The organism is Rathayibacter sp. VKM Ac-2927 (assembly GCF_022815525.1).
Taxonomy (GTDB): domain Bacteria; phylum Actinomycetota; class Actinomycetes; order Actinomycetales; family Microbacteriaceae; genus Rathayibacter; species Rathayibacter festucae.
In genome coordinates this window covers 755,716-768,831 of the sequence record NZ_JALGRT010000002.1, presented here as the reverse complement: position 1 = coordinate 768,831, position 13,116 = coordinate 755,716, and the positions used below count along the sequence as shown (strand labels likewise).

Here is a 13,116-nt window from a genome sequence, read left to right as displayed (position 1 = left end):
TCGCCGCAGGTAACATTACCCAGGAATTTGATCGATCAAATAATTCGATCCGCGGGGATTTGAACGATCAAGCCCGAGCATCGCACCACCGCACACCCGTCGAGGAGGACGCATGGCACTGCCGACCGTCGAGGACGTCGCCCGCGCAGCCGGTGTCTCGCGCCAGACCGTCTCGAACGTGCTGAACAGCCCGCAGATCGTGCGCGAGAGCACCCGGGAGCGGGTGGAGAAGGCGATCGGCGACCTCAACTACCGGCCGCACGCCTCCGCCCGGCGCCTCCGCACCCGCAAGTCCGGGACGATCGGCGTCCGGATGGACCGGGTGCTCGACGGCGTCTCCGGCAGCCTGCTCGACCGCTTCCTGCACGCCGTCACCGAGCAGGCCGACGCCCGCGGCATGCGGATCCTGCTCTACACGGCGGCGAGCCCCGAGGAGGAGATCGAGCGGATCGGCAAGCTCCGCGACGGAGCCGACGTCGACGCCTTCGTGCTCACCTCGACCTTCTACGGCGACCGGCGCACGGCCTGGCTGATCGAGCAGGGCGTCCCGTTCGTCACCTTCGGGCGCCCCTGGGGGCTCGACGACCAGGGCGACCCCCAGCACCTCTGGGTCGACGTCGACGGCGCCGCGGGCGTCGCGCAGGCCACCGCGCATCTCGCCGACGAGGGCTGCTCGCGGATCGCGTTCTTCGGCTGGCCGGACGGCTCGGCGACCGGCGACGACCGCCGCAGCGGCTGGGAGCGGGTGATGGCGGAGCGCTTCGCCGGCGTGCCGCTGCTCGTCGCGGAGGCCGAGGACGACGTGCAGCGCGCGCGCTCCGCCGCGATCGCCTTCCTCGAGGCGCACCCCGGCGTCGACGGGCTCGTCTGCGTCTCCGACTCCCTCGCCCTCGGCGCCTCGATGGCGGCTGTCGCGGTCGGCCGGCCGAGCCTTGCGATCGTCGGCTTCGACAACACCCCGGTCGCCGGCGCCGTCGGCCTCTCCAGCGTCGAGCAGGACCTCGGCGCGGTCGCTGCCGGCGCCCTCGAGCTCCTCCTCGGCGAGCAGGGCGACGACGTCGTCCACCGCCCCCTCGCACCGGGGGAGGCGCACCGCCTCATCACGCCGCACCTCGTCGTGCGCACCCCGCTCCACCACTCCGAGAGCTGACGCCGCACACCGGGCGCCACCTTCCCCCACGACTCGCCACGACTCCCTCCCGAAACCCATGAAAGGTCAGAACATGACGCACAGCACCAGAACGGCACGCTGGGGTGCCGCGGTCCTCGCCGGCGGCCTCGCCCTCTCCCTCGGCGCCTGCTCGAGCGGCGGCGGCGGCGGCGGATCGGACGACTCCGCCGGGCTCACCGTGATGATCGGCTCGTCCGGCGACGCCGAGACCACCGCCGTCACCGACGCCGTGAACTCCTGGGGCGAGGCGAATGACACCGCCGTCGACGTCGTCGCGGCCAGCGACCTCACCCAGCAGCTCGGCCAGGGCTTCTCGGGCGGCAACCCGCCCGACCTCTTCTACATGAGCTGGGACCAGTTCCAGACCTACGCGAGCAACCGCTACCTCGAGCCCTACGCGCAGGACGCGGACGACGCCGACGCCTTCTACCCGGCGCTGCGCGACGCCTTCACCTACGACGACCAGTTCTACTGCGAGCCCAAGGACTTCTCGACGCTCGGCCTCGTGATCAACACCGACCTCTGGGCGGCCGCGGGTCTCACCGACGCCGACATCCCGACCGACTGGGCGTCGCTCCAGTCCGCCGCGCAGAAGCTGACCGCGAACGGCGTGACCGGGCTCTCCTTCGGCCCCGAGTACGCCCGCGTCGGCACCTTCATGAACCAGGCCGGCGGCTCGCTGCTCTCCGAGGACGGCACCACCGTCACCGCGGACACCCCCGAGAACGTCGCGGGCCTCACCGAGGTGAAGACGCTGCTGAGCGACGGCGTGCTGAAGTTCCCGGCCGACCTCGACTCCGGCTGGTCCGGCGAGGCGTTCGGCAAGGGCGCGGCCGCGATGGTGATCGAGGGCCTGTGGATCAACGGCGCGCTCGAGGCCGACTACCCGGACGTGAACTACACGGTCGCCGAGCTGCCCGCGGGCCCCGGCGGGAAGTCGACCTTCACCTTCAGCAACTGCTGGGGCATCCCGGCCGGCAGCACCACCGCCGACCAGGCCGAGTCGCTCGTGTCGACGCTCACCTCGGACGAGCAGCAGCTCGCCTTCTCGGACGCGTTCGGCGTGATCCCCTCGACCGAGTCGGGCGCGGCGGAGTACGCGAGCAAGTACCCGGAGAACGCGGCCTTCGTGACCGGGAACGACTACGCCGTCAGCCCGGTCGCCTTCGCCGGCGCCGCCACCGTGATCACCGACTTCAACTCGGCCCTCGAGGGCCTGGCGTCGGGCGACCCGGAGGCGATCCTCGCGGACCTGCAGACCAACCTGCAGGACGCGCTCGACACCGCGAACGCGAAGTAGCGCGGGACGACGCCGATGAGCACCGCCACCGCCGCCCGGAGCCGCCGCTCCGGCATCCGCGGGAACGAGGCCCGCTACGGCTGGCTGTTCACCCTCCCCGCGATCCTCGTCGTCGGCGTCTTCCTGGTCGTCCCGATCGCCCTCGCGCTCTGGGTGAGCGTCAGCAACTGGAACGGCCTCGGCTCACCGCTGGGCCCGACCGCGCAGTTCGTCGGCGCCGACAACTACCGGGCGGTGCTCCTGGACTCCGGGCTGGCGCAGAAGGACTTCGGCACGGCGATCCGCAACAACGTCTACTACGTGCTGCTCGTCGTGCCGCTGCAGACCGCGCTCGCGCTGTTCCTGGCGGTGCAGGTCAACCGCCGGGTGCTGCGCGGGCGCGGCTTCTTCCGCACCGCGTTCTACTTCCCGTCCGTGACCTCGTCGATCGCGATCACCGTGATCTTCCTGTTCCTCTTCAGCGCCTCCGGCGTCGTGAACGCGGTGCTCGGCTGGTTCGGCGCCGACGGCCCGACCTGGATGGCGGACCCGACCGGGGTGCTGCACTCGCTGCTCGGGCTCGTCGGCGTCGACGGCAGCTGGTTCGCCGGCGGCGCCCCGCTGGGGCTGACCTGGTGGGACTGGCTGTCCGGGCCGTCGGTCGCGATGTGCGTGCTGATCACCATGGCGATCTTCACCACCTCGGGCACCTTCATGCTGCTGTTCCTCGCGGCGCTGCAGAACATCGGCGCCGAGATCGACGAGGCGGCGCTGATGGACGGCGCGGGGCCGCTGCGGAAGTTCTTCTCGGTGACGCTGCCGATGCTGAAGCCGACGCTGTTCACCGTGCTCACCCTGGGGCTGATCGGCACCTGGCAGGTGTTCGACCAGATCTACCTCACCGGCGGCGGGGCTCCGGGCAAGACGCTGCTCACGCCGGCGTACCTCGCCTACGAGTCGTCGTTCACGGACCTCCGCTGGGGCCAGGGCGCGGCGATCGCCTTCATCCTGTTCTTCATCATCGTCGTCCTGACGCTGCTGCAGCGCGCGATCCTCCGCGAGAAGGGCGAGCCGAGTGCCCGCCGGACCCGCCGGGCCGCCCGCGCGGACGCCGCGACGACCCTCACGACGGGAGGAGTGCGATGAGCACCCTGGTCGACTCCGAGCCGCGCACCGAGGCGGAGCCGCCGCCCCAGGCACCGCTGCCGCACCGCCGCGTGCAGCTCGGTGCCCGCGGGCGCGCCTCGCTGATCGGCGGCTACCTGCTGCTGATCGGCCTCGCCCTGGTCTACATCTACCCGTTCCTGATCTCGGTGGCGTCGTCGTTCAAGACCGACGCCGACGCGACCTCGAACCCGCTGTCGCTGCTGCCGGCGACCTGGTCGTTCGCCTCCTACGAGCGGCTGTTCACCGACGTGCCGCTGCCGCTCTGGACGCTGAACTCGGTGATCGTCACCGTCTTCGTCACGGTCGGGCGGGTGTTCTTCGACTCGCTCGCGGGCTACGCGCTCTCGCGGCTGCGCTTCCGCGGTCGCGGGCTGCTCTTCGCGCTGTTCATCGGCGTGATGAGCGTGCCGGCGGTGGTGCTGCTGATCCCGCGGTTCCTCATCCTCAAGCAGCTCGGGCTCTACGACAGCTACGCGGGGATGATCGTGCCGCTGATCGTCGACGCGGCGGGCATCTTCATCATGAAGCAGTTCTTCGACTCGATCCCCCTGTCGATCGAGGAGGCCGCGCGGATCGACGGGGCGGGCGTCTTCCGGACGTTCCGCTCGATCGTGGTGCCGATGGCGCGGCCGGCGATCGTGACGCTGTTCATCCTGTCGTTCCAGGGCTCGTGGAACGAGTTCTCGCACTTCGTCGTCTCGCGGCAGTCTCCGGAGCTGAACACGCTGACCACGGGCGTCGCCTCGCTGGTCTCGGGGCAGCTGGGCACGGGCAACCAGTACCCGCTGCAGCTCGCGGCGGCGGTGCTGATGTCGATCCCGGTCGCGGTGCTCTTCTTCGTCTTCCAGCGGCGGATCATGAACACCACGGAGGGCGCGGAGAAGGGCTGACGCCGAGGGCGCGCACGGCGCGCTGTGCTTCCGGGTCTCGATACGCCGCGTGCCGCGGCTCCTCGACCAGCATGCACTTCATGCTGATCTGAGAGAGCGAGCAGCGCGCCCTCCATGCTGATCGAGTAGCGCGCGCAGCGCGCGTATCGAGATCAGGGAACGCGGAAGGGGCGCCCCGCCGCAGCGGAGCGCCCCTTCGCCCGTCCTACTTCTTCAGGAACTCGAGGACGACGCGGTTCCACTCCTCGGCGTGGCTGACGTTGACGCCGTGCGGGGCGCCGGCGACGACGTGGAGCTCGGAGCCGGGGATCGCGGCGTGCGTGCGCGCACCGGAGCCCTCGAAGGGGACGGTGCCGTCGCCGTCGCCGTGGATGACGAGCGTCGGGACGGTGACCTTCGGCAGGTCCTCGCGGAAGTCGGTGCCGGCGAACGCGGCCATGCAGGCCAGCGCGGCGTGCTTGGACGACTGCTTCGCGAGCGCGAGCGCGTCCTGGCGCTGCGCCTCGGTGACCTTGAGCTCGCCGTTCACCGAGAAGAACTCGGTCGTGAACTGCTCGTAGAACGAGTCCTCGTCCTTGGTCAGGCCGGCGGTCATCTCGGCGGCGGCCGACTTCTCGAGCGGTCCGTCCGGGTTGTCGTCGGTCTTCATGAGGTACGGCGGCACGGCCGACGCGAAGACGACGCTGTGCAGGCGCTCGGTGCCGTACTTCGAGAAGTAGCGGGCGACCTCGCCGCCGCCCATCGAGAAGCCGACGAGGGTGACGTCCTGCAGGTCGAGCTCGGTGAGCAGCGTGTGCAGGTCCTCGGTGAGGGTGTCGTAGGTGTAGCCGGTGAGCGGCTTGTCGCTGCGGCCGAAGCCGCGGCGGTCGTAGGTGATGACGCGGAAGCCGGCCGCCGCGAACGCGGGGACCTGCTCGCTCCAGGACTCGCCCGAGAGGGGCCAGCCGTGGATCAGGACGACGGGGCGACCCGAGCCGCCGGTGTCGTCGACGTGGAGGTCCGTGTCCTTGAAGAGGCCGTGGTGGGCGGTGATCTCTGCCATGAGTCGTGCTCCTTCCGGCGCCGTGGATCGGCGTCAACTGTCTGTTCGAAGGAGTGTGGCGCCGCGGATGGGGAGCGAGCCGTGAGGGGAGGGGCCCTTGACAGCCCCTCCCCGTACTGGCTACGAGAGCGCGTCGACGGCGGCGAGGATCGCCTCGGTCTCGGTGCGCGTCGTGTAGTCGACGTGCACGTCGGCGAAGCGGACCACGCCCTCGGCGTCGAGCACCAGGACGGTCGGGAACGGGATCGCCGGGGTGTCGTCGGCGTTCGAGTCCTTCACCGCGAAGCCGAGCGCCGTGTGCGCCTCGATCGCCGCGTCGCTGGGGGCGGTGACGATGCCGAGCTCGGTGGCGAGCGCGTTGCCCGGATCGGTGACGACGGTGAAGCCGAGCTCGCCGCCCAGCGTGGCGGAGGCGTCGGGCGTCTCCGGGCTGACCGCGACGAAGGCGATGCCGCGGCTCGCCAGCTCGGGGGCGAGGGTCGCGTCGTAGTGGCGCAGCGTGATGTTGCAGTACGGGCACCAGGCGCCGCGGTAGAAGACGAGCACGGCCGGGCCGTCGCCGAGGAGGGAGGAGAGCGCGACGCTCTCGCCGCCCTCGGTGACCACGGTCGCGCTCGGCAGCCGCTCCCCGGCCGCGACGGCTCCGGCGGGGACGCCGTTCTCGACGAGGTCGGCCTGCTCGCTCGCGAAGACCGTTGCGAGCTCGTCGCCGATCGTCTCGTTGAAGCCGGTGGTGAAGTCGGCGGTCTGCGCGCCGATCGTCGCGGTGGTCTGCTCGGTGGGCATCGTCGTCTCCGTCCGGGCGGCCGTGGATCGGACGCTCCGGCGCGATCGTAGGGAAGCGGACTCGGAGCGGACCTGGGCGACGTCACGGTTCGTCATGAAGAGCCTCTCGGCGCAGACGAAGACGCCGCCCCGGATCGCGAGATCGCGACCGGGACGGCGTCCGTGCTCCCGCGCGGGAGCGGGGAGGCGCTGCTGCGGACTACTGGAATCCGCCGCCGCGGTCCTCCGGGTCCTCGACGGGGTCGGAGTCGGGGGCGTCGAGCGCGTAGGTCACGTGGACCGACTCGCCGACCTCCTTGGCCGAGACGGACGTGTAGACGAGGTGCGTCTCCTGGCCGTCGACGGCGGCGTAGACGTCGACCGACTTCTCGTAGCCGCCCTCGGTGCTGACACGGGTCTCGGTCTGGCCGTCGAACGGCCCGCCCTGGAAGAAGGCGAGGTAGCTCTCGCCCTCGGAGAGTTCGCGGATGTCGTTGCTCATGGGACAGGTCTACCACTCGGGATCGAGCGTCCGCCGGGCGGCCCGTGTCCGCGGCTCCCGCCGGGCGGCGAGAACGTAGGATGACGGGGATGACGATCGGACGCCGCCTCTTCCTGTCGGGAGCCGCCTCGGGCGCCGGTCTCCTGGTCCTCGCGGGCTGCACTCCGCCGCGGCCGACCCCCACGCGCTCCGTCACCGAGGCCCCGGTGCCCACGCCCAGCACCACCGCCGTGCCGACGCCGGCCGCGTTCGTCCGCTCCGGCTGGGCCGAGGACCCGTACGCACTCGGCGCCGTCTCCTACCTCGCGGTCGGAGCCACCCCCGAGCACCGCGACGACCTGGCCGGGAACGTGCTCGACCGCCTGTTCTTCGCCGGCGAGGCCACCGACTCCCAGGAGCCGGGCACCCTGCAGGGCGCCTGGAACTCCGGGGTCCGCGCGGCCGGCGAGATCGCCGCGATCGCCGAGGAGGGCGAGCGGATCGCGATCATCGGCGCCGGTCTCGCGGGCGCCGTCGCCGCCCGCCGCCTGCTCGACGCCGGCTACGACGTCGCGCTCGTCGAGGCGCGCGACCGCGTCGGCGGCCGCATCGCCACCAGCACCCCCGACGGCTGGCCGATCGCCGTCGACAGCGGCGCCTGGGCGCTCGCCGGCGCCGGCCCCGCGCTGCGGGAGAGCGTCCTCGACGCCGGGATCACCACCTCCGCCGTCGACCTCGCGACCGTCCTCTCCAGCACCGAGGACGGCGACCGCCCCGATGTCGGCGACACCGCCGCGAAGGCGCTCACCCGTGCGCTCGAGTGGGCGGCGGAGCAGCCCACCGACCTGCCGCTCGCCGATGCCTTCGCCGGCTCCGGCGCTCCCGACCCGGCGGCCGTCGAGCCCGGCAGCGGGGACGGCGACGCCGCCCGCCTCGCCGCGTTCCTCGCGGGCGGCCCGGTGCTGCGCACGGGCGCCGCACCCGCCGAGCTCTCCGCCTGGTACGGGCTGGGCGACGCCTCGGCCGCCAGCACCGCGGAGGACGTCTCCGACTCCTCCGACGAGGCCTCCGCGGTCCTCACCGACGGCCTGGCGCCCCTCGTCGAGACGCTGCTGACCGACGTCGAGATCTCGCTGCGCGCGGCCGTCAGCGGCATCGGCTACAGCGACACCGGCGCGAGCATCAGGCTCGCGACGGGGGAGTCGTTCACCGCCGACCGCGTCCTCGTCACGGTGCCGATCGGGGTGCTGCAGAGCGACGCGATCGCGTTCGATCCGCCGCTGCCGTTCGCGCACCGCACCGCGATCGCGGCGATCGGCTCCGGGGTCGTCGAGACGCTGTGGCTCCGCTTCGACGAGCCGTTCTGGGACACCGATCCGGCCCTGCCCGCGCGCTGGTCGCTGGTGGGCTCGGCGGCCGGGATCACGGAGTGGCTGAACCTCGAGCCGTCCACCGGCGAGGCGGTGCTCGTCGGGCTCGTCGGCGCCGATCAGGCCCTGTCGCTGCAGTCGCTCAGCGACGACGAGCTGCTCGTGGTCGCGCAGTCGGCGCTCACGCCGTTCGCCGTCGCTGCCGGCTGAGCCGCTCGCGCAGCCGGGCGAGCGGGCCGCGCCACTCCGTCGCGCGCGCCGCACCGAGCGGCCGGACCCGGCTGAGCGCGAGCATGAAGGCCGCGATGCCCGAGATCAGGCCGAGCACGATCACGTCGTAGACGACGAACATCACCGGGCCGTCGACCTGGGCGGGGTCGAGGAAGAAGTAGGGGTACCAGCCGATCAGCGCGCCGCGCACCAGCGTGATGACGCCCCAGACGATCGGGAAGCCGAGCACGGTGAGGGTGCCGCGCCAGGCGACGGGGCGGCGGCCGGGGGCGAGGAGCCAGTCGAGCAGCGCGAGCGTCGGGATGACGAAGTGCAGCAGCGCGCTCGACCACGGCACGTCGACGCGGACACCGCGGTTGTTCGCCTCCACCGCGATCAGCCCGAAGACGATGCCCGAGACGACCATGTAGGTCAGGACCAGCGCGCGCAGGGTGCTGAGCCAGCGCGGCTCGCGCTCGCGGGCGAGGGCGACGATGCCGGAGAGTCCGAGGACGACGACGCCGGCCATGTTCGACTGCGTGGTGAAGTACGCGAAGAAGTTGTCGATCTGGAACAGCCGGAAGCCGAGGGTGTAGAGGAAGTCGCCGACGAGCCCGACGGCCCCCAGCCCCGCGAGCGCGAGACGGAGGATCGCGAACGCCTTCCGCACACCCGCTCCGATCCGTCGTCTCGACCAGCCCGGAGGGCCGGACGTCCGGACGATTCTACGGTCGCGGCGCTCCGAGCTCCCCGGGCGGGGGCCGTGCGGGGGGCGTCCGGGACCGCCGGAGCGAGGTGCGCACGGGATACCGTGCACTATGCCGTTCACGCCGAGCCACGCCGTCGTCGCTCTGGCGTTCACGAACAGCCGCATTCCCGCCGCGGCGGTCGCGATCGGCGCGATGGCCCCGGACATCGGTCTCTACCTGCCGCTGCGCTGGGCACGGGACGCGACGCACTCGATGCTCGGGGTCGTGACGGTCGACCTCGCGGTCGGCGCCGTCGGCCTCGTGCTCTGGCTGGTGCTGCTCCGGCCCGCCTGGCGCGACCTCGCGCCGTGGATCGTCCGGGTGCGCCTGCGACCGCCGCCGGCACCGCCGAGCACCGCGCGGGCGAGGACGGCGGCGATCGTCCTGGCGATCGTCGGGATCGTGATCGGCGCGGCGTCGCACGTGCTCTGGGACGCCTTCACCCACGACGGCGGTCCGTTCGTCGCGGCCCTGCCGTTCCTCCGCGAGGAGCTCGGCCCGTTCGCGGGCTACAAGTGGGCGCAGTACGCCAGCGGGGTGCTCGGCCTCGTGGGCCTCGGGATCGGCGCCCTCGTCTGGTACGTCGCCCGCCGGCCGCATCACGTCGCCGTCGACCACCGAGGCCCCGCGCGGGTCGCGGCGTGGACGGCCGTCCTCGCCGCCGCGGTCGTCCCGGCCGGCGTGGTGCTCTCGGGCTCGGGGCTGGATCCGTTCGAGGAGGCGTACCGCTCCTACGTCGTCGACGCGGCCGTCCTCATGGTGATCTGGACGACCGCCGCCCTGCTCGCGGTGGCCGTCCTCTGGCACCTCGCGCTCGGCGTCGCACCACGCCAAGGGGCTGACGCGGATCCGTCGTGAGGAGGATGCGCGGGTGCATAGCCCGCCGATAGCGTCGATGACGGCCCGTTGGGGCGGGCCGCCTTCGGGGGAAGGCACAAGGGGAAATCGAGGGCCCGCGGCGAGTCGCCGCGGGCCCTCTACCTGTCTGCGGAGTGAGGGACACCGCTTCGCGTCCTCGCTGATCGAGCAGCCGACGTCGTCCGGACGCTTGTCTGCGGGCTCGGCGTGCTGGCGGGGGCGGGTCTCGATACGCCCCTGCGGGGCTACTCGACCAGCATGGCTGCGGGGGCGCTCCGCAGCTGCACGGTCTGCCGGAGTCGGCGAACGGACTCGAATCGGGCCCCCGGACGCGAGCGGGGCCCGAATCGGGTCCATTCGAGAGCGCTGAGTCGCGCGAACGGACGCGCGTGGGGCTCTGCGGCCCTGCTGAACCCCGTTCCGCGTCCACTCGCCGCCTCGCGCATCCATGCTGGTCGCGTAGCCCCGCCAGGGGCGTATCGAGACCCGCCGTCGTCAGAAGGGCGGGTCTGCAGACTCGCCTACTGACGCTGGTGGATCTCGATACGCCCGCTGCGCGGGCTGCTCGATCAGCATGAGGCAGGAGCGGCGGTCGACGGACCAGCCGCGAGCCGTGGCTCGCGTCCGCCCCGCCGTCGCCGACGGGCGCCGGGCTAGCGGCGCTTGCCGCCGCCCTTGCCGGCGGGCTTCTTCGGGCGGGTGGCCGCGGCGGTGCGCGAGCCGCTGCGCGGGGCGCCCTCGCCGGCGGCGCCCTTGGGCAGGACGGAGGCGGGCGGGATGGGCCGGCGGGTGACGGGGCGCACGGGCTCGCCGCGGCGGGACTGGCCGGGGATCGGGCGCGAGCGGCGGCCGTAGATCAGCTCGGAGGAGTCGAGCAGCCACGGCACGAGCGCGACGGTGACGCCGTGCACGAGCAGCAGCTTCTGGCGGATGCGGCGCGACTTGTGGTTGTGGAGGAAGCCCTCCCACCAGTGCCCGACGATGTACTGCGGCATGTAGACGGTGATGATCTCGGAGCCGTGCTCGAGGCGGTGCGCCTTGATGTACTTGATCAGCGGGTACGAGATGTCGCGGTACGGCGAGGCGATGCAGCGCAGCGGGACCTCGATGTCCATCCGCGCCCAGTCGGCCTTGAGCTGGGCGGTCTGCGCGTCGTCGATCGACGAGTGCACCGCCTCCAGCGACTCGTGCCGCGCGGCGATGGCGTAGTCGAGGGCCTTCAGGGTCGGCTTGTTCATCCGGCCGACGAGGACGACGGCGTGATCGCCGTTCGCGCCGAAGGTCGTGGTCGGGTCGACCTCGATCTCCTTCTCCACATCGCGGTAGTAGCGGTAGACGCCGGCCATCAGCACGCCGAGGATCGGCATCACCAGATAGACCAGCCAGGCGCCGTGGGTGAACTTCGTGATCGTGACGACCACGAGGACGGCGAAGGTGAGCGTGGCGCCGAAGAGGTTGATCGCGAGGCTCGTCTTGACGGTGCGCGAGCCCTCGCCGTTCTTGATCATCCGGATCCAGTGCTTCACCATGCCGGACTGCCCGAGGGTGAAGGAGACGAAGACGCCGATGATGTAGAGCTGCACGAGGCTCGTCAGCGAGGCCTGGTAGACGAGCAGGATGATCGCCGCGACGAGCGCCAGGATGATGACGCCGTTGGAGTAGATGAGGCGGTCGCCGCGGGTGTTCAGCGACTTGGGCGCGTAGCCGTCGCGGGCGAGGACCGAGCCGAGCAGCGGGAAGCCGTTGAACGCCGTGTTGGCCGCGAGCAGCAGGACGGCGGCGGTGGCGGCCTGGATCACGAAGAAGAGGATCGTGTTGTTGCCGAAGGTGGCGGCCGCGACCTGCGCGATCACGGAGCGCTGCGGCGTCGTCGCGCAGTCGGTGAAGCCGACGAGGTGGCAGGCGTTCTCGGCGTAGTGCACGTTCGAGAGGAGGGCGAGAGCGGTCAGCCCGACGAAGAGGACGATCGCGATCGTGCCCATCGCGACGAGGGTGCGCTGTGCGTTCTTGACCTTGGGGACGCGGAAGGCGGGAACGCCGTTCGAGATCGCCTCGACACCGGTGAGCGCCGCGCAGCCGCTGGCGAAGGAGCGCAGCAGCAGCAGGACGATCGCGGCCTGGGTGAGCTGCTCGCCCTGCACGGTGTAGCCGGCCGACTCCGCGATGGGGGCGTCGCCGAAGGCCGCGCGGCCGAGGCCGACGACGACCATCACGAAGACGCTCGCGACGAAGAGGTAGGTGGGGACCGCGAAGGCCTTGCTCGACTCCGAGACGCCGCGGAGGTTCACGGCGGCCAGGAGGATCACGAAGAGGATCGCGAGCTCGACCCGGAGCGGGGCCAGCGCGGGGATCGCGGAGATGATGTTGTCGACGCCGGAGGCGACCGAGACCGCGACGGTGAGCACGTAGTCGACCAGGAGGGCCGCGGCGACCGTCAGCCCGGCGGTCTCGCCGAGATTGGTGCGGGCGACCTCGTAGTCGCCACCGCCCGAGGGGTAGGCCTTGATCAGCTGGCGATAGCTGAGGACGACGACGACCAGCAGGACGACGACGCAGCCGGCGACCCAGGGCGCGAAGGTGAGGAAGGAGAGGCCGCCGAGCAGCAGGATCATCAGCAGCTCCTGCGGCGCGTAGGCCACGGAGGAGAGCGGGTCGCTCGCGAAGATCGGGAGGGCGAGCCGCTTCTGCAGGAGCTGGCCCTCGAGCTTGTCGCTGGAGAGCGGTTCGCCGATGAAGAAGTGCTTCGCGGTGCGGAGCTCGTTCGCGTCGGCGTCGTCCGCACCGGTGGGGGACGCCTTCGCGCCCGAAGGGGGGCCCTCGTGTGTCACGAGCGACGACACTACTCCGTGGCCGGGGGCAGTCAAGCCGCCCGCGTTCCAGCCGGACGAGCGCTGAACCCGCGCTGTGACCGGGCATTTCCGCAGCTGTCGGGCAAGCGGTTCCAATGAGGTCCCCATCTGTGGGACAGGGGGTCAAATCACCCTCGAACTGGGGCCACCCTCGACGCTGTGAAATCGCCCGAAGTCTGTTGAAGTCGAAGACAGGTCACTCCGATGGGGGGAGCCGACGGGTTCCGCCCGTCGACGCTCGGAGGGGCCTGCACCGTTCCGCCGCCTCCCGGCCTCTGACCCGAG

The 13,116-nt window shown here is 71.7% G+C and carries 11 protein-coding genes; 6 read left to right on the top strand and 5 right to left on the bottom strand.

What is annotated here, in order from left to right; genetic code table 11:
- Positions 1-112 precede the first annotated feature (112 nt).
- From MT353_RS08675 to MT353_RS08660, 4 genes are all read left to right on the top strand, one after another.
- Positions 113-1,150, top strand: a complete 1,038-nt coding sequence (locus tag MT353_RS08675; RefSeq protein ID WP_243600699.1) for a LacI family DNA-binding transcriptional regulator — start codon at positions 113-115, stop codon at positions 1,148-1,150.
- Positions 1,151-1,223: 73 nt separating this feature from the next.
- Complete coding sequence (locus MT353_RS08670; RefSeq protein ID WP_243624157.1) at positions 1,224-2,471, top strand: extracellular solute-binding protein; 1,248 nt, start codon at positions 1,224-1,226, stop codon at positions 2,469-2,471.
- 15 nt (positions 2,472-2,486) lie between these two features.
- Complete coding sequence (locus tag MT353_RS08665; RefSeq protein ID WP_243582157.1) at positions 2,487-3,596, top strand: carbohydrate ABC transporter permease; 1,110 nt, start codon at positions 2,487-2,489, stop codon at positions 3,594-3,596.
- Positions 3,593-4,507 (top strand): carbohydrate ABC transporter permease, encoded by a 915-nt coding sequence (locus tag MT353_RS08660; RefSeq protein WP_123706320.1) that lies wholly within the window; start codon positions 3,593-3,595, stop codon positions 4,505-4,507. Before MT353_RS08665 ends, MT353_RS08660 begins: the two co-directional genes overlap by 4 nt.
- 205 nt (positions 4,508-4,712) lie before the next feature.
- Here the strand turns inward: MT353_RS08660 and MT353_RS08655 are convergent, their stop codons facing one another.
- The 3 genes from MT353_RS08655 to MT353_RS08645 all read right to left on the bottom strand — a co-directional run bounded on the left by MT353_RS08655 (position 4,713) and on the right by MT353_RS08645 (position 6,816).
- Positions 4,713-5,549 (bottom strand): alpha/beta fold hydrolase, encoded by an 837-nt coding sequence (locus MT353_RS08655; RefSeq protein WP_123448076.1) that lies wholly within the window; start codon positions 5,547-5,549, stop codon positions 4,713-4,715.
- Between the two features lie 120 nt (positions 5,550-5,669).
- Complete coding sequence (locus tag MT353_RS08650) at positions 5,670-6,335, bottom strand: peroxiredoxin-like family protein (RefSeq protein WP_123741054.1); 666 nt, start codon at positions 6,333-6,335, stop codon at positions 5,670-5,672.
- Between the two features lie 199 nt (positions 6,336-6,534).
- Entirely contained in the window at positions 6,535-6,816 is a 282-nt protein-coding gene (locus MT353_RS08645) for an oligoribonuclease (protein ID WP_123448078.1), read from the bottom strand.
- 89 nt (positions 6,817-6,905) lie between these two features.
- Between MT353_RS08645 and MT353_RS08640 the strand changes: the two genes are divergently transcribed.
- Complete coding sequence (locus MT353_RS08640) at positions 6,906-8,375, top strand: NAD(P)/FAD-dependent oxidoreductase (protein ID WP_243624156.1); 1,470 nt, start codon at positions 6,906-6,908, stop codon at positions 8,373-8,375.
- Here MT353_RS08640 and MT353_RS08635 read toward each other — a convergent pair.
- Positions 8,347-9,045, bottom strand: a complete 699-nt coding sequence (locus tag MT353_RS08635) for a Pr6Pr family membrane protein (RefSeq protein ID WP_123706324.1) — start codon at positions 9,043-9,045, stop codon at positions 8,347-8,349. The genes MT353_RS08640 and MT353_RS08635 overlap by 29 nt on opposite strands.
- Positions 9,046-9,193: 148 nt before the next feature.
- On the opposite strand from MT353_RS08635, the gene MT353_RS08630 reads away from it, so the two are divergent.
- The gene (locus MT353_RS08630; protein WP_243624155.1) at positions 9,194-9,982 is read left to right on the top strand and encodes a DUF4184 family protein; all 789 of its coding nucleotides are present in this window, start codon (positions 9,194-9,196) and stop codon (positions 9,980-9,982) included.
- A 653-nt stretch (positions 9,983-10,635) separates the two neighbouring features.
- Here the strand turns inward: MT353_RS08630 and MT353_RS08625 are convergent.
- Complete coding sequence (locus MT353_RS08625; protein WP_243582199.1) at positions 10,636-12,714, bottom strand: APC family permease; 2,079 nt, start codon at positions 12,712-12,714, stop codon at positions 10,636-10,638.
- Positions 12,715-13,116: the final 402 nt, after the last annotated feature.